Source organism: Alloiococcus sp. CFN-8 (genome assembly GCF_049943125.1).
GTDB lineage: Bacteria > Bacillota > Clostridia > Clostridiales > Clostridiaceae > JAEXZL01.
The window spans coordinates 1,292,125-1,308,739 of sequence record NZ_CP188040.1; the positions used below are offsets into that span (position 1 = coordinate 1,292,125).

Annotated in this window: 13 protein-coding genes and 1 rRNA gene; 8 read left to right on the top strand and 6 right to left on the bottom strand. The window is 39.4% G+C overall.

Translation table 11 applies throughout. The features are described 5' to 3' along the window. Nucleotides 1-209: 209 nt before the first annotated feature. From ACPWSR_RS05695 to ACPWSR_RS05720, 6 genes are all read right to left on the bottom strand, one after another. Nucleotides 210-1,720 (bottom strand): 16S ribosomal RNA (locus ACPWSR_RS05695). A 381-nt stretch (nucleotides 1,721-2,101) separates the two neighbouring features. Next, entirely contained in the window at nucleotides 2,102-3,502 is a 1,401-nt protein-coding gene (locus tag ACPWSR_RS05700) for a deoxyribodipyrimidine photo-lyase (protein WP_426350733.1), read from the bottom strand. Nucleotides 3,503-3,520: 18 nt separating this feature from the next. After that, nucleotides 3,521-4,546 (bottom strand): YbgA family protein, encoded by a 1,026-nt coding sequence (locus ACPWSR_RS05705; protein WP_426350734.1) that lies wholly within the window; start codon nucleotides 4,544-4,546, stop codon nucleotides 3,521-3,523. A 108-nt stretch (nucleotides 4,547-4,654) separates the two neighbouring features. After that, complete coding sequence (locus ACPWSR_RS05710; protein ID WP_426350735.1) at nucleotides 4,655-6,040, bottom strand: NlpC/P60 family protein; 1,386 nt, start codon at nucleotides 6,038-6,040, stop codon at nucleotides 4,655-4,657. A gap of 208 nt (nucleotides 6,041-6,248) precedes the next feature. Continuing rightward, nucleotides 6,249-7,118 (bottom strand): SPL family radical SAM protein, encoded by an 870-nt coding sequence (locus ACPWSR_RS05715; protein ID WP_426350736.1) that lies wholly within the window; start codon nucleotides 7,116-7,118, stop codon nucleotides 6,249-6,251. A 17-nt stretch (nucleotides 7,119-7,135) separates the two neighbouring features. Next, entirely contained in the window at nucleotides 7,136-7,864 is a 729-nt protein-coding gene (locus ACPWSR_RS05720) for an EcsC family protein (protein WP_426350737.1), read from the bottom strand. Between the two features lie 436 nt (nucleotides 7,865-8,300). Here ACPWSR_RS05720 and aroF point away from each other — a divergent pair, with 436 nt between their 5' ends. The 8 genes from aroF to ACPWSR_RS05760 are packed head-to-tail and all read left to right on the top strand — an operon-like array spanning nucleotide 8,301 to nucleotide 16,544. Beyond that, nucleotides 8,301-9,314: a 3-deoxy-7-phosphoheptulonate synthase gene (gene aroF, locus ACPWSR_RS05725; RefSeq protein WP_426350738.1), complete on the top strand. Its 1,014-nt coding sequence runs from the start codon at nucleotides 8,301-8,303 to the stop codon at nucleotides 9,312-9,314. Then, nucleotides 9,308-10,144, top strand: a complete 837-nt coding sequence (locus ACPWSR_RS05730) for a prephenate dehydrogenase (RefSeq protein WP_426350739.1) — start codon at nucleotides 9,308-9,310, stop codon at nucleotides 10,142-10,144. The genes aroF and ACPWSR_RS05730 overlap by 7 nt, the downstream gene beginning before the upstream one ends. Nucleotide 10,145: 1 nt before the next feature. Next, complete coding sequence (gene aroB / locus ACPWSR_RS05735; protein ID WP_426350740.1) at nucleotides 10,146-11,216, top strand: 3-dehydroquinate synthase; 1,071 nt, start codon at nucleotides 10,146-10,148, stop codon at nucleotides 11,214-11,216. Beyond that, nucleotides 11,216-12,481: a 3-phosphoshikimate 1-carboxyvinyltransferase gene (gene aroA, locus ACPWSR_RS05740; protein ID WP_426350741.1), complete on the top strand. Its 1,266-nt coding sequence runs from the start codon at nucleotides 11,216-11,218 to the stop codon at nucleotides 12,479-12,481. Before aroB ends, aroA begins: the two co-directional genes overlap by 1 nt. Next, a complete protein-coding gene (gene aroC, locus ACPWSR_RS05745; protein WP_426350742.1) occupies nucleotides 12,462-13,532 on the top strand; it encodes a chorismate synthase in 1,071 nt (356 codons plus the stop codon). Before aroA ends, aroC begins: the two co-directional genes overlap by 20 nt. 12 nt (nucleotides 13,533-13,544) lie before the next feature. Next, on the top strand, nucleotides 13,545-14,684 hold the full coding sequence (locus ACPWSR_RS05750) for a bifunctional chorismate mutase/prephenate dehydratase (RefSeq protein ID WP_426350743.1): 1,140 nt from the start codon (nucleotides 13,545-13,547) through the stop codon (nucleotides 14,682-14,684). 13 nt (nucleotides 14,685-14,697) lie between these two features. Then, a complete protein-coding gene (locus tag ACPWSR_RS05755) occupies nucleotides 14,698-15,933 on the top strand; it encodes a shikimate kinase (protein WP_426350744.1) in 1,236 nt (411 codons plus the stop codon). A gap of 38 nt (nucleotides 15,934-15,971) precedes the next feature. After that, complete coding sequence (locus tag ACPWSR_RS05760; protein WP_426350745.1) at nucleotides 15,972-16,544, top strand: amino acid permease; 573 nt, start codon at nucleotides 15,972-15,974, stop codon at nucleotides 16,542-16,544. Nucleotides 16,545-16,615 lie beyond the last annotated feature (71 nt).

The following is a 16,615-nucleotide window of genomic DNA, read 5'->3' on the forward strand; positions in this document are numbered from 1 at the left end:
AAATCATACATTGAATAAACAATTTATAATTTGCACTTTAAAAGATTGTAGTTATCTTTACTTACATCAGTTTCTGTATGCAGTTTTCAAAGAACAAGTTGAAAGACATAGTCTCTCAAAATTGGACAGAGAATTTAGTACTAGAATAAACCCAGCTTTGTGAATCCGTACTTTTCCAAGGGAAAAGATATCGGATTAAGTTTCCTTAGAAAGGAGGTGATCCAGCCGCAGGTTCTCCTACGGCTACCTTGTTACGACTTCACCCCAATCGCTGACCCTACCTTCGGCCGCTGGCTCCTTGCGGTTACCTCACGGACTTCGGGTATTGCCAACTCTCATGGTGTGACGGGCGGTGTGTACAAGGCCCGGGAACGTATTCACCGCGACATTCTGATTCGCGATTACTAGCAACTCCGGCTTCATGCAGGCGAGTTTCAGCCTGCAATCCGAACTGGGACGAGTTTTAGAGTTTTGCTCCACCTCGCGGTCTTGCGTCTCTCTGTACTCGCCATTGTAGCACGTGTGTAGCCCTAGACATAAGGGGCATGATGATTTGACGTCATCCCCACCTTCCTCCCGGTTAACCCGGGCAGTCTCGCTAGAGTGCTCAACTTAATGGTAGCAACTAACAACAAGGGTTGCGCTCGTTGCGGGACTTAACCCAACATCTCACGACACGAGCTGACGACAACCATGCACCACCTGTCTTCCTGCCCCGAAGGGCTTCCCCGATTAAGGGTAATTCAGGAGATGTCAAGTCTAGGTAAGGTTCTTCGCGTTGCTTCGAATTAAACCACATGCTCCGCTGCTTGTGCGGGCCCCCGTCAATTCCTTTGAGTTTTAATCTTGCGACCGTACTCCCCAGGCGGGGTACTTATTGTGTTAACGGCGGCACAGGGGGAGTCGATACCCCCTACACCTAGTACCCATCGTTTACGGCGTGGACTACCAGGGTATCTAATCCTGTTTGCTCCCCACGCTTTCGAGCCTCAGTGTCAGTTACAGTCCAGAAAGTCGCCTTCGCCACTGGTGTTCTTCCTAATCTCTACGCATTTCACCGCTACACTAGGAATTCCACTTTCCTCTCCTGCACTCTAGACGCCCAGTTTCAAATGCAGTTCCCAGGTTGAGCCCGGGTATTTCACATCTGACTTAAGCATCCACCTACACTCCCTTTACGCCCAGTAAATCCGGACAACGCTCGCCACCTACGTATTACCGCGGCTGCTGGCACGTAGTTAGCCGTGGCTTCCTCCTCAGGTACCGTCATTATCGTCCCTGAAGACAGAGCTTTACAACCCGAAGGCCTTCATCACTCACGCGGCGTTGCTGCATCAGGGTTTCCCCCATTGTGCAATATTCCCCACTGCTGCCTCCCGTAGGAGTCTGGGCCGTGTCTCAGTCCCAATGTGGCCGATCACCCTCTCAGGTCGGCTACGCATCGTCGCCTTGGTGAGCCGTTACCTCACCAACTAGCTAATGCGCCGCGGGCCCATCTCGAAGCGGATTTCTCCTTTAATCAGTTCATCATGCGATAAACCGATATTATGCGGTATTAATCTCCCTTTCGGGAGGCTATCCCCCTCTTCGAGGCAGGTTGCCCACGTGTTACTCACCCGTCCGCCGCTAGGAAACCTCCGAAGAAATTTCCTCGCTCGACTTGCATGTGTTAGGCACGCCGCCAGCGTTCGTCCTGAGCCAGGATCAAACTCTCAATTTAAAAGTTTGATACTTCTCAAAATTACTTAAAAAAATTGCTGGTTTGTGTTTGTTCTAAACTTAGTTCTCTGTTCAATTTTCAAAGACCATTGCGGTGATTTCCTCGACCGCTTGATTATCTTACCACGCTCATTTTTCATTGTCAACATAAATTTAATATTTTTAATAGTTATTTTAAAAACTATTTAATTTATGTTAACTTTAAGAGCTTAAGATGTATCGCTTTTGAATTTGTTCCGTCAAATGCGACTCGTTTATCTTAACACATCATCAATATTTGAAAAGATAAAAAATCTCTATAATTGGACATTATCCTTACATTCTTATGTTTTACTTAAATTATCATAATTATACCTATATAGATACACTGGGAGTTGTTTACTTATTTTTTCTTAATTTTCCCCCTTGTTTCTACAGTTTCCACCATACTATCAACCTTCTTAACATAACTGTCCATAAGGAACTTTCTTTTAAGCCCCTGGAAACTCATATATCTTACAGTACCAAAGACCTCCCTCCCCTTCCAAGCTCTATCATGCTTTCCAAAACACCAGGCTATACCAGCATAAGAAGCTGGCGCGCCACCATCTAGACTATAAGTATTATTTAAGTACAGGGCAAAGTAAAAGGCTTCCTCAGGAGATAAGCTCCATTCAATGATTTTTTTACACCAATACATTCTCATATACCCTTGAGTCCTACCTGTAAATATAAGCTCCCTCTCCGATGCATTAAAATAAATGTCGTGGGTACTACCTTTCTCTATGTCCTCCTTAGAATAAATATAAGGCCTATAATCCTCCTTATGACTTTCTAGGGTATCCCTTGCCCAAAGAGGTATAGACTTATAGCTATCATAGTTCTCATTGTAGTAGACAAAATTAAAAGCCAGCTCTCTTCTGATAATAAGCTCATCTAAAAAACGCAACTTTCCTGGAGAGCTTACCTTATCTAAGGCAAAGTATATGTATAATGGAGATATCTGACCGAATCTTAAGTATGCTCCCATTAAGGATGTAAAATTTTCTGAAGGATCATTTCCTCTCTCTTCATAGCTATCAAGACTTTTAGCTATGAATTCTTTTAATAATTTTTTAGCTCTTTTTGTTCCACCAGTATAATAAATAGAAGCCTTCGCCTTATTACTTATAGAAAGCTTATTCAAAACCTCAGAGATATTTTCTAAGGATAAACTATCTATAGGTAACTTTATATCCATAGAAGGGTATAATGTAGACCTTTCTTTTAGAGGCAATATAAATTCATAAAGCCTTTTAGTCACCCGCCTTCTAAAGGTTGCAGCAGAGTATTCCTCTTTAAAAGAAGCTTCTTCCACAGGAACTATTACATCCGTTTCTATCTGTATTAAAGGGCATGCCATTTCCGAGGATGACTCTTCTCTCCATTGTCTCTGTTTTGTACTATAGCCTCTATCTACCACCACCAGTGCAGCTTCTTTAGATAATATAATAGCTCCCTTCTCAGGAGAAATGTCCACAGCCAGAAGCTTAAGCCCTCTTTTTTGGAGAGCTTTCTCTAACTCCTTAAGTCCCTGAAGCATAAAGACAAAATGTCTTTCCTGCGCTTCTTCATGAAGAGAATTCTTATGTATTCCTATATAAACTATTAAAGGAAGTCCAAGACTATTTGCTCTATCAAGAGCATATTCCAGGGCATGATTATATTCAGCTCTTTGAGAGCTCTCCATCCAATATAAAACATATAGTCCTTCCTGGTTTAACTCCTTATTATTTAGGCTTTTAATCCTCTCATCCTGTATCATACTTTTTCTCCTGAACCCTTACTTTCCGCTATCGGATAAATCCATAAGCTCTTCAGGATAGGGCTCCCAAATGCTCTGATTTATCATAGCCTTATTATTAAATTTAATAACATATGCCCTCAGCACATTTAAGGGAACTAAAGAAGGGAGTCTTCCAGTCTTAAATTTTTCTATGGTTTTTAAGATAAATTCCCTTTCTTCTTTAGATATATCCTTCTCAAAGCTCTTATATATTTCTAAAAACACATTTATATAATTAGTATATCTAGGCATTCTACTGAAGGCCTTCTTCAAATGAATAGAGTACATTTCAGCGACTTTTTTATATTCCTCAGCTGCCTCTATGGCCTTAGGCTCTGACAAAGGATTCCGTAGTCTTTCCTCTACAAAGAGAGAATGATTGCTTACAGCAACCCTTATAATAGCTTCCAAGCTTCTATATTCTCCCTGATTATATGCTTTTATAAGAAATTTGTTCTTTTGATGAAACTTTAAAAGCTCTGTAAGAGATTCCTCTTTCATGACCTTTTTAAAGGAATGTAGAGTAAACAGTCTAGTTAAAAAATGCTCTCTTATCCTGAGATTTGATAACCTACCTTCATCCTCTATAGGGATGTCCTTATACTTTTTTGAAAGCTCAGAGGCAAAAATACCCTTCCCAGCTCTAGCAGAAGCAGATTTATCCTTCCCTTCATATATCCTGACATCCTTAACTCCACAGGAAGGAGACCTGCTTTTTAATATAAAGCCATCTACAGAAGTAATATTATTAATGTATTCTTTTATGAAATCACTCATTTTATAAGTATAGTCGTTATTTGCTGAGGGCTCATATACTCTAATTCCCTCAGGACTATTAACGAGTCTTATTGGCTTTCTTGGGGTGGGAAGACCTATACCTACTTCAGGACACACTACCTCTATATGGACATATGGGGCAAGCTTTTCTATAAAAGGACATCTAACCATCTGACCATTATACCTGCAGGGCTCAAAGCCAAGACATTTACTTATTATAATTATAGGCCTATCTCTAAAGTCCATATGTAATTACCTCTCTACAAAAAATCAGATTCATATATATAATTCCCTAGGAGAAGTACTTTATACAATGGCAAATAAAAAAACTCCATAAAGGAGTTTTCTTCAGTATTAATATATTATTCTTCTCGCTCTCCAAAACTTAGGTATAGGAGCTACCTTTATACGATCACCGGTTTGAGGAGCATGGATAAACTGACCGTTACCCACATACATTCCTACATGTCCATCATGAGGGAATACCAGGTCTCCTATCTGAAGATCTGCACGAGATACCTCAATACCGTCGTTTATCTGTGTATAGGTAGTTCGTGAAACACTATATCCAAATTGACGATAGACGTACTGCACGTAACCTGAGCAATCAAATCCACCTTCTGCCCAGGATTCTCCTCCCCAAACATAAGGAGTCCCTATCATAGTATAAGCAAAGGCTATAAGCTGGTTTCTCTTATCACTCAAGCTACCGCCAGAGTTACCGCTGTCTGGAGGAGGTGTACCCCAGCTGGATAACCTGTTCTTTGAGCTCTTAATGGCATCGGATATTTCATTTATCGCTGACTGAGTTGTTAGCTGATTTTTTATCGCTTCTAAAGCACTTATGGATGATTCTAACGAGTTTTTATTACTAGTGCTTTTAGCAGTTCCATATATACCTTCAAAAAGGCTTCTTTCATATGTAATAAGCTCATTCTGAGCATTCTTTTTAACAGCTTCCTGAACCCTATATTCCTTTTCAGCATCGCTTAATTGTTGATAAACAGCATCCTTTTCAACCTCAGCCTGTGCTTTTCTAACCTCCGCTTCATTCTTTGCATCCTCAAAAGCATCTTGAGCAGAATTTAATTCATTCTTTTTACCGTTTAAGATTTCAAGCTCTGCCAGTACTTCATCCTTTAATTTCTGAACCTCTTCCCTTTTAGCCTCAACCACTCGTTTAGCCTCATCAGCTACATCAAGCATACGTTTGTCAAAGGCTACTATCTTAGTAGATATTAATATGTTATCAAAAAAATCATTTATATCTTCCGATGAAAATACCAACTGAACTATACTGGATTTATATCCGCTTTTATAAAGCTCTCTAACCCTGTTTTCATTGGAGATTAGAATAGCATTATACTTTTCCATGGCAATTTTTAGCTCAGCTTCAACCTTGCTTATTTCAACGTTTATTTCATCTATTCTAACCATAATTATAGATATATCATTATTAAGAGCCTGGATTTTTTGCTCAAGATCATTTATCTTCCTCTGGACCTCTGATATTTCATTATCAATGGTATTAACTTGAGATTGCTTGTCCCTTAACTCCTGTCTTTGAGTTTCTAAATCTTTATTCTTATCTTCTAGTGACTTCTGATTTCTATTTATTGAATCCTGAATCTCCTGAATTCTTCTAATCTGATCGTTTGTAAGCGGGCTTCCCTCAGACGGAACTAAAGGCAGCAACGCTATTAATACTAAAGCCAGTGACAAAGTCCTTTTAAATTTCATCTTCAATCCCCCCTAGAGTAATTATCGTATCGCTAGTATAAATCTGTACAAAATATCAATTAAATTAATATAAAAAAACATATTTTCTTAAATAGTAGTTATATATACTTCGTATATCTTTGCTTACAAAAAAATAAGCATAGATATCTATCACCAATGTGATGTCTATCTATACTTATTTATTAAAACTAAAGCTACCCTCTAAACGTCAAAACAAAGAAAGCTGCTCTTCCTTTTTCTTCTCCTCAAATCTATGAAGATAATCAAAGATTTCATTGTTATTACACAGGATATTATTCTTTTCACAGGTATCATAAAATAACTTCATTAATTTATTGTGATTTTTACTGGAGCATGAATAGCTTCCTCCAAATTCACGGCGATAAGTTTCAGAGAGTCCTGGAAAATTCTTATCAAGATTTTTATATAAATATTCCCTGCTGCCGTCACGCATGGTAAAGCCTATACCAAAATTTATAATCCCTTTCACTCCAGCCTCTATACATATAGAAAGAAGACCTCTAATATTTTCCTCTGTATCATTTATATAGGGTAAAAATGGACAAAACCAGACCACCGTAGGAATTCCATTATCTCTAAGAATTTTTAGAGCCTTAACCCGCTCGCTGGTAGAAGCTACATTGGGCTCAATAATTTTACACAGTTTATCATCATAGGTAGTGAGAGTCATTTGCACAACACACTTTGTTTTTTCATTAATTCTCTTAAATAAATCCAAATCTCTAAGACAATGGGGACTTTTAGTAATTAAGGTAAATCCAAAGCTATACTTATCTGCTAGCTCAAGACAGCGACGGGTAATTTTATAATGATTTTCTACTGGCATATAAGGATCACACATACTTCCTGTCCCAAGGATACATTTCTTACGCTTACGCCTTAGCGCCTCTTCTAAGAGCCCCGGAGCATTGATTTTCACTTCTATATCCTCAAATTCATGATCTATGTGATAGCATCTGCTCCGAGAATCACAATATATACAGCCATGGGTACAGCCTCTATAAGTATTCATGCTATTAGAAGAAGACAAAATGCCCTTTGCTTGTACTTCATGCATAAAATCAAATCCTTTTTCTATACACTATTTTTCTTAAAAACTCTCATCCTATAAGCATTTTTAGCATAATAACCCAGCTGATTTAAAAGCTTATAATTGGCTGCTGCCCCCACCACAGCTCCTATCCCTGGAACCAACTGAAGAAGCTTAGCTAGGTCAATATAGTCTCTATACTCCTGCTGAAAAGCCCTCCAATCAAAGGAATCGGAATCCTCTGGAAGGGTCCTTATATATTCTCCCCAGTCTTCCATGATGGGATATATTTCTCTTCTTCTTTCCTCACTGGAGAAGGTTATCTGAAATATATAAAGAATATAAAGCCTTTCCCTATAGTCCTCCACATTAAAGCCATAAATGGAGGCTGCTTCAAAAAGAAATTTCATTTTTATGCTTAAAAGCACTGGAAAGTCTGCGAGTCCAAGTAGTATACCCCCAGCCCCAATACCAGCCCCACTTATAGCGCCAGTCTTTTTATAAAAACTAATTCTATCCTCTAATATTTCTTCCCTTTCCTGAAGAGATTTACCATGAACAGGTTTCTTATTAGTATATTGTGATCCCAGCTCTACTACCTTAACCATATTTTTAATAGCTTCCGTTATCACCTTATGGGCAGTTTCAGGAATCAAGCTATTTATTTTATCTTGAGCTCCTTTAGATAGTCCACCCATTATCCCAGGCTTTCTCTGAACATTCTTCTGCCATATCTTAAGCTCCTTCAAAGCTTTCTTTTCATAGCTATCCATATCCACCCTCCCTCATCAATACTATTTATTACTATTATACCTAATTTATAGGCTTATTTTTCCACCTTACAAAAATTTAATATGCGAACACTTTCTCACTTCTATGGTGCCATTCACATTACACAATACGACATCCTTCCCCACACATACGATTAATATTTACAATATTCAGAATTTATGTTATGCTTTACTCAAATAAATTCTAGGAAGGAATAAAAAGTTATGAAGAACTCAAGCTTTACAGCTGCATATTATTATTTTAGCTTTATCTTTTTTGATAAGGTTTTTTGGCGTTGCTGTAAAGGGAAAGTCCATGGTATAACAGCCTTTTAGGATTTTAGTATAAGCTAACAAACTGTTAGCCCCACAGCAATTCCGCTGTGGGGCTATTTTATTTATATAACAATCTTACCCATAAATTTTACGGAGGTGTAACATGATAATATTATTAAAACCAAACCCAAATGAAGCACAGCTTAACTATCTAATGGAGTGGATTAAAGGCCTAGGTCTTGAGCTTCATATTTCAAAAGGAGCCCTAACTACAATTTTAGGTCTTGTAGGGGATACCTCTAAGGTAGACATGGACCTTATTAAAGCTATGGATATAGTGGAGGATGTAAAAAGAGTTCAAGAGCCTTACAAAAATGCTAATAGAAAATTTCACCCTGAGGATACAGTAATAGATATAAATGGTGTTAAAATAGGAGGAGGACACTTTGCAATTATCGCCGGTCCCTGCTCTGTAGAATCTGAGGAACAGATTTGTACTGTAGCTGAAAGTGTAAAGAAAAGTGGAGCAAAGCTGCTGAGGGGCGGAGCCTTTAAGCCAAGAACCTCTCCCTACTCCTTTCAGGGTATGGGAGCTGAAGGTATCAAGCTCCTTTTAAAGGCTAAGGAGAGAACCGGCTTACCAATAGTTTCTGAGCTCATGTCTTTAGAGCAGCTGCCTTATTTTAGTGAGGTTGATGTTATACAGATAGGAGCTAGAAATATGCAAAACTTTGAGCTTTTAAAGGCTATGGGAAAAATAGATAAGCCTATATTGCTAAAAAGAGGACTATCCAGTACCATAGAGGAGCTGTTGATGAGTGCAGAATATATAATGGCTGGGGGAAATAATAAGGTAATCCTCTGTGAAAGAGGAATAAGAACCTTTGAAACTTACACAAGAAACACCATGGATATATCAGCAATACCGGTGCTTAAATCCATAACTCATCTCCCTGTAATAGCTGATCCAAGCCATGCTATAGGGATTTCTAAATACGTTAAGTCTATGTCCTTAGCCGCAACCGCCGCCGGTGCTGATGGGCTTATAATAGAGGTACATAATAATCCTTCAAAGGCTTTGTGCGATGGGGCACAATCCTTAACTCCAGAGGCTTTTCGTGAAGTCAGCACCTCCGTAGCATCAGTGCTTACGGCTGTGGGAAATAATAAATGGTAGTAGGAGTTGTAGGCCTTGGTCTCATTGGCGGTTCAATGGCCAGGGCAATAAAGAAAAATACTAATCACATAGTCTACGGCCATGACCATTCAGAAGCAGTGTTAATGGAGGCATTAAATTCTGGTGCTATAGATGGTATATTAGAAAATAATCTTTCCTGCTGCGATATGATTTTCATAGCCTTGTACCCTAAGGCCACCATAGCTTATATAAAAAATAATGCAAGAAGCTTTAAAAAAGATACCTTAATTATAGATTGCTGTGGTATAAAAAGATATGTCTGCAGCGAAGCTTTTACAGTAGCAGAGGAAAATGGCTTCAAGTTCATAGGGGGTCATCCCATGGCGGGGACAGAATCCTGGGGCTTTAACAGCTCTAGAGATAATCTATTTAATGGCGCTTCTATGATACTTACTCCTAAGGAAGAACTTGCACTGAAGGAGCTGGAGCTTTTAGAGGATTTCTTCTACTCCTTAGGCTTTGGAAGTCTTAAAATCTCCACTCCAGAGGAGCATGACCACTTTATAGCCTATACCTCCCAGCTAGCCCATGTGTTATCAGGAGCTTATGTTAAGACACCTTCAGCCCTTAAACATAAAGGCTTCTCCGCAGGAAGCTTTAAGGATATGACTAGGGTAGCTAAGCTTAATGAGGATATGTGGTGTGAGCTTTTTATAGAAAATAAGGATTTTTTAATTGATGAAATAGATAGTTTGATAGAAAGACTTCTTCCTTACTCCGAGGCCTTAAAGAAAAGTGATGTAAAGTCTCTCAAGGAACTCCTGAGGGAAGGAAGAGTTTACAAGGAACGAGTAGAAAAGGAGCTTTAGGATGAAAAAGATAAAAATAAATGCTTCAACAAGCTATGAGGTTATTATAGGAAGGGAGCTTTTAAAGGATTCCGGAAAATTAATTAAAGAAGTAATTGAACCCTGCAGAGCTGTTATAATTGGAGATGATAATACCCTTCCCCTTTATGGTGGGCTTCTTGAGGAATCACTTAAGAAGGAAGGCTTTGACACTTTAACCTTTTCCTTTCCTCATGGAGAGAAATCGAAAACCACCTCTACTCTTGTAGAGCTCTTAGAATTTATGGCTATTAACAACATAACCAGAAAGGACATGATAGCTGCCTTAGGAGGTGGAGTCACTGGAGATATCTCCGGACTAGCAGCTGCCACCTATTTAAGAGGTATAAGCTATGTGCAGCTTCCAACTACTATTTTAGCTGCAGTGGACTCCTCTGTAGGTGGAAAGACTGCTGTTAACCTAAAGGCAGGAAAGAATCTTATGGGTGCCTTTTATCAGCCAAGGCTTGTGATCTGCGACTGTGACACCTTTAAAACCCTACCGGAGGAAGTCTACACAGAAGGCCTTGCCGAAGCCATTAAATATGGAGTCATAGTAGATAATGAGCTCTTTAATAAATTCAAAGAGGATGCTTTAGAAGGAGATTTAAATAACATAGAGCCAATAATTGAACGCTGTGTATACCTAAAAGGGCAGGTAGTTTCAGAGGATGAATTTGATAAGGGGCAAAGACAGCTTTTGAACTTTGGCCACACCATAGGTCATGCCATTGAAAAATGCAGCTCCTTTAAAATCCCCCATGGCTTTGCTGTAGCTATGGGAATGGCGGCGGTGACAAGAGCTTCAGAAAACAGTGGAATCTGTGAAAAAGGAAGCTCAAGGCTCCTGGAGGAAGTGCTTCAAAAATATAAGCTTCCAATTAACCTTCCTTACTCATCTACAGAGCTTTCAGAGGCCGCTTTGTCCGATAAAAAACGTTTGGGAGATAATATAACCCTTGTGGTCCCTGAAAGGATAGGAAGATGTATTCTACATAAAATATCTGTAGATCACTTGACGAATTTTATAGAACTAGGAAGGGAGCCTCGATAATGGATATAGAAATAACTCCTAGCCCTCTTCAAGGGAATATCAAGGCAATAGCCTCAAAATCTGCAGCCCATAGAGAACTCATCGCCGCTGCCCTATCACAGGATAAAACTAAAATAGAAATCAATAATTTATCGGAGGACATAGAAGCAACCCTTCGCTGCCTTAAGGCCTTGGGAGCTAATTTCACTAAAGAGCCTGGCAAGATAGAGGTTAAGCCCATAAAGGAAATCTTGAAAGGAAGTCTCCTTGATTGTGGAGAAAGCGGAACTACCTTGAGACTGCTTTTACCTGTTGCAGGAGCTCTAGGAAGCTGTTCTCAGGTTATAGGAAAAGGAAGACTTCCAGATCGACCAATAAAAGAGCTTATGTCAGCCTTAGAAAAAGGGGGACTGCAGTTTAGCAGTGCCAAGCTTCCCTTAACCCTTAGTGAAAGTCTAAAGGGTGGAGTGTATGAAATACCAGGAAATATAAGCTCTCAATATATCTCTGGACTGCTCTTTGCCCTACCACTACTTAAGGAGGACAGTGAAATAATACTAACCTCTCACCTTCAGTCTATTGGCTATGTAGAAATGACCCTAGAGGTATTAAAGCGTTATAGAATAACTATTGAAAAAATACCCTCAGGCTACAAAATCCCTGGAGGGCAGATATACTCATCACCAGGAAAGGTAGCTGTAGAGGGCGATTGGTCCAACGGGGCATTCTTCATAGCTGCAGGAGCAATAAGCGGCTCAGTAGCTATTGAAGGGCTAGACATAGAATCTACTCAAAGAGATAAAGAAATAATAAAGCTCCTATCCTCAGGAGGAGCAAGGATATATCAGCAGGAAAGTGTTATAAGAGCTGACCACTCCTCTCTTAAAGGTCAGGAAATAGATGTTTCAGAAATCCCAGATCTTCTTCCTATATTAGCGGTAGTGGCATCCCTTTCTCAAGGAACCACCTACTTAAAGAATGCTTCCAGGCTTCGCTTAAAGGAAAGTGATAGATTAGCCACTACCTCCTCTATGCTTAAAGCTTTAGGCGGCACTGTAGAGGAGCTCCCTGATGGTCTTATTATTAAAGGAAAAGATAGGCTTAAAGGGGGTATAACTGAAAGCTTTGGAGATCACAGAATTGCCATGGCTGCTGCTATTGCCGCTATCAGAGCAAAGGATAAGGTAATAATAAAGGATGCTCAGGCTATAAATAAATCCTATCCTGACTTTTTTGAGGATTATAAAGCCTTAGGAGGTAAAATAAATGTCATCAACAATAGGTGAAAATATAAAAATTACTATATTCGGTGAATCCCACGGCCCTTCCATAGGCGTAGTGATAGACGGACTTCCTCCCGGTGAGATAATTGATATGGAATCACTCCAGATCTTTTTAGAACGAAGAGCTCCTGGGAGAGCAGCTTACTCTACTCCCAGAAAGGAAGCTGATAAGCCTATCTTTCTTTCAGGATTATTAAATGGCAAAACTACAGGCACTCCTCTGTGTGCAATTATAAATAATACCAATATCCGCTCCCAGGACTACAATAGAGATATACCTCGCCCAGGGCATGCAGACTACACAGGCTATGTAAAATATAAGGGTTATAATGATGCTGCAGGAGGAGGTCATTTTTCCGGACGGCTCACAGCCCCCTTATCTATAGCTGGAGGCATCTGCCTTCAGATCCTTGAAAGAATGGGAATTACTATAGGAGCCCACATTTACTCTATTGAAAGGGTAAAGGATACACCCTTTGATCCAGTTAACATAACCAAAGAAGAGCTTATAGGCTTAGTCAACAAACCTTTTTCCGTCATAGACGAAGCAAAAGGAGAAGAAATGAAGAGTGCTATATTTGAAGCAAAAAAGGAAATGGACTCTCTTGGTGGAGTTATAGAATGCTGTATATTAGGAGCTCCCATAGGCCTAGGAGACCCAATGTTTCATGGGATTGAAAATAGACTCTCTCAAATGGTCTTTGGAATCCCTGCAATAAAAGGCATAGAATTTGGCTCTGGTTTTCAGGGCTCAGAAAAAAGAGGCTCTGAAAATAATGATCCCTACATAATAAAAGATAAAAGAATCACCTTAGAATCTAATAATAGTGGTGGAATATTAGGTGGCATATCTACGGGGATGCCTATAATTTTTAGGGCAGCAGTAAAGCCTACTCCTTCTATAGGCAAGGAGCAAAAATCCGTGAGCATCAGCGAAAATACCCCCATACCACTAAATCTTCATGGAAGACACGACCCCTGCATAGTGCCAAGGGCTCTGCCATGTATTGAAGCTGCTGCTGCACTGGTAATGTTAGATATGCTTTTAGGATAGGAGGTCCCATCTATGGACTTAAAAGAAATCAGAGAAAAAATCAACACTATAGATGAAGAGCTAGTTAAATTATTTATAAAAAGAATGGAGCTTTCCAAGGAGGTAGCAGAATATAAAGCAGAGCATAAGCTACCTATCCTTAATAAGGCACGGGAAAGAGAAATAATTTCAAGAGTTTGCGAAGCTTCTCCTGAAGAGCTGGAGATCTATACAAAAATGCTCTTCACCACACTTTTTGAGGTAAGCCGTTCTTATCAAAATACATTAATACATAATACCAGCTCCTTAAAGGCTTCAATCATCCGTGGGTTAGAGGAAGCTCCTAAGCTATTTCCTTTGAAGGGACTAGTCGCCTGCCAGGGAATAGAGGGTGCCTATTCTCAGCTTGCTTGTGATAAGCTCTTCTCCATAGCCAATATAATGTATTTTAAAAGCTTTGAAGGAGTATTCAACGCCGTAGAAAAAGGTCTCTGCCCTTTTGGTATACTGCCAATAGAAAACAGCTCCTACGGTTCTGTTAAAGAGGTCTATGACCTGATGCGTCACTATAACTTCCATATAGTAAGAAGCATCAAGGTAAATATAAAGCACTGTCTTATGGGCAAGTCAGGCACCAAGCTCTCCGATATAAAAGAAATATATTCTCACGAGCAGGCTATAGGACAATGTAGTAAATTCCTTAAGGACAGACCGGATATAAAAATAACTGTATGTGAAAATACAGCCATGGCAGCGAAGCTTGTGGCCTCTTCTGATAGAAATGACATAGCTGCCATCTCCTCTCATAACTGTGCAGCACTCTATGGTCTTTCAATAATATCTAAGGAGATTCAAAACAGTGATAATAATTATACTAGATTCATATGTATTGCTAAGGATCTTATGATATATCCTGGAGCAGATAGAATAAGCCTAATGCTTTCAGTACCTCATGAGGCTGGAGCTCTTTATTCTGTGATATCAAAGTTCTCTTCCTTAGGACTAAATCTAACAAAGCTTGAAAGCCGTCCTATACCAGGAAGTGATTTTGAATTCATGTTTTATTTTGATTTCGAAGCCTCTGTGCTGAGAGATGAGGTAGTACAGCTATTAAATGAGCTGTCCCTGGAAAGTGAACTCTTTGTTTTCCTAGGAAGCTATTCTGAAGTATAAAGGAAGGATGCTTATGAAATATGGACTTATAGGTGAGAGTCTTGTCCACAGCTTCTCTAAAAATATCCACAGAGAGCTTAGTGACTATGTTTATAACTATTATGAGGTTAATAAAGAGGAGCTTCCATCTCTCTTAAAGAAAGAAGCTATGGGAGGCTTCAATGTAACAATTCCTTATAAGCAGGAGGTAATAAAATACTGCAACAGCCTTTCACCTTCTGCAAAGAAGATAGGCAGTGTAAACACCCTAGTATACGATAAAAACAGAGCTATTACAGGCTATAACACCGATTATGATGGTTTTATATATTTATTAAAGAGAAGTAAGATTGAACTTATGGGAGCCTCTGTTCTTATTCTAGGAAACGGTGGCACCTCCCTTACCGCAAGGGCTGCAGCAGCAGATTTAGGGGCAGATAAAATAACTATAGTTTCTAGAAAAGGTCCCATTACCTATGAAAAGCTAGGAGACTACTATGATAGTACCGTGATTATAAATACCACACCTGTAGGCATGTATCCTAATAACGGAGAGAGCCTTATAGATCTATCCTACTTCAAAAAATGCAAGGCTGTAGTGGATGTTATATATAATCCTCTTAAGACAAAGCTCGTTCTCCAGGCCGAGTCCTTAGGAATAAAAGCCACAGGTGGACTGCCAATGCTGGTGGCCCAGGCTCGCACAGCTTCCGAGCTTTTTACCGGTGAGATTATCAACGATAATAAGGTAGAAGCTATAATTAAAAAGCTTTCTAAGGAAAAGGAAAATATAGTTCTAGTAGGCATGCCTGGCTCTGGTAAGAGTACAATTGGAGCTGCTCTAGCCAAGGCCACAGGAAAGGAGCTTATTGAAACAGATCTATTAGTAGAGGAGCATGAGGGAAAGACTATCCCCGAAATCTTTGAAGAAAAGGGAGAAGCTTATTTCAGAGAAGTGGAAAAAGCCATGGTAGCTTCCGCAGGAAAAAGAAGCGGAGCTATAATATCCACCGGTGGAGGGGTGATTCTTAATAAAGAGAATCTAGACCCTTTAAGACAGAATGGACAAATATATTTCATCCAAAGGCCTATCGAGAGCCTTTCAAGAGACGGTCGTCCACTTTCTAAAAGTACTGAAGCTCTAAAGGATATGTATAAAATAAGATTACCTCTATACAAGTCCTTTTCTAACACTGTGGTGAATAACTATACTACTATTACTGAGGCTGCTGAAGAAATAATAAAGGATTTTAATAAAAGCTCAATATAAACAATACAAAAACAAATGATAAAATTGGAGGTATAATTATGTCTTCATCGAAAAAATTCGGTTTATGGACGCTAGTAATGTTAATCTTTGTACCAACCTTTGGTTTCGGTAACATTGCCACTAAGGGAGTTAAAAGATTTTCAAAAATTAGCGACTTCGGTGGAAAGTTCACCATAGGTGTTACAGTGATTTTTATCGTATTTGCTGTCTTAGGCTATTTTATGGGAACTCCTTCAGCAACGGAATTTACAAGTGCTTCAGTAATACCTAAGCTGGATGTGGAATATTTCTCAACCTTCTCCTGGCTTCTCTTTGCTGTGGCAGGAGCCGAAGTAGCAGGTACTTACATATCTGAAGTGGATAACCCTAAAAAGACCTTCCCTAAAGGAGTATTTTTAGGAACACTTTTTGTTGCTTTAGCATACATAATAGGGTCCTTTGCTCTCTGTCTCATTGCCTCTCCTGAGGTGCTAACTGAAGCAGGAATTAAGGACGCAGCCTATGTGGTATGGATGGAGTCTCCTATAAGAGCCATATTTTCCGAGGTTCCCGCTAATACCTTCCCTAAGTTCTTAACGGAGAAGGAAATAACGCACCCTTTACTATATTAAAATCAAAGACCTCAGCCATACTTGTATCTGCAATTATTTTAATCCTTGATTTTATTTAATGCTTTAACCCT

Excerpts from the sequence above, each read along its gene's own strand:
- ACPWSR_RS05700 (WP_426350733.1), bottom strand. The coding sequence starts at position 3,502 with ATGATACAGGATGAGAGGATTAAAAGCCTAAATAATAAGGAGTTAAAC.
- ACPWSR_RS05705 (WP_426350734.1), bottom strand. The coding sequence starts at position 4,546 with ATGGACTTTAGAGATAGGCCTATAATTATAATAAGTAAATGTCTTGGC.
- ACPWSR_RS05710 (WP_426350735.1), bottom strand. The coding sequence starts at position 6,040 with ATGAAATTTAAAAGGACTTTGTCACTGGCTTTAGTATTAATAGCGTTG.
- ACPWSR_RS05715 (WP_426350736.1), bottom strand. The coding sequence starts at position 7,118 with ATGCATGAAGTACAAGCAAAGGGCATTTTGTCTTCTTCTAATAGCATG.
- ACPWSR_RS05720 (WP_426350737.1), bottom strand. The coding sequence starts at position 7,864 with ATGGATAGCTATGAAAAGAAAGCTTTGAAGGAGCTTAAGATATGGCAG.
- aroF (WP_426350738.1), top strand. The coding sequence starts at position 8,301 with ATGATAATATTATTAAAACCAAACCCAAATGAAGCACAGCTTAACTAT.
- ACPWSR_RS05730 (WP_426350739.1), top strand. The coding sequence starts at position 9,308 with ATGGTAGTAGGAGTTGTAGGCCTTGGTCTCATTGGCGGTTCAATGGCC.
- aroB (WP_426350740.1), top strand. The coding sequence starts at position 10,146 with ATGAAAAAGATAAAAATAAATGCTTCAACAAGCTATGAGGTTATTATA.
- aroA (WP_426350741.1), top strand. The coding sequence starts at position 11,216 with ATGGATATAGAAATAACTCCTAGCCCTCTTCAAGGGAATATCAAGGCA.
- aroC (WP_426350742.1), top strand. The coding sequence starts at position 12,462 with ATGTCATCAACAATAGGTGAAAATATAAAAATTACTATATTCGGTGAA.
- ACPWSR_RS05750 (WP_426350743.1), top strand. The coding sequence starts at position 13,545 with ATGGACTTAAAAGAAATCAGAGAAAAAATCAACACTATAGATGAAGAG.
- ACPWSR_RS05755 (WP_426350744.1), top strand. The coding sequence starts at position 14,698 with ATGAAATATGGACTTATAGGTGAGAGTCTTGTCCACAGCTTCTCTAAA.
- ACPWSR_RS05760 (WP_426350745.1), top strand. The coding sequence starts at position 15,972 with ATGTCTTCATCGAAAAAATTCGGTTTATGGACGCTAGTAATGTTAATC.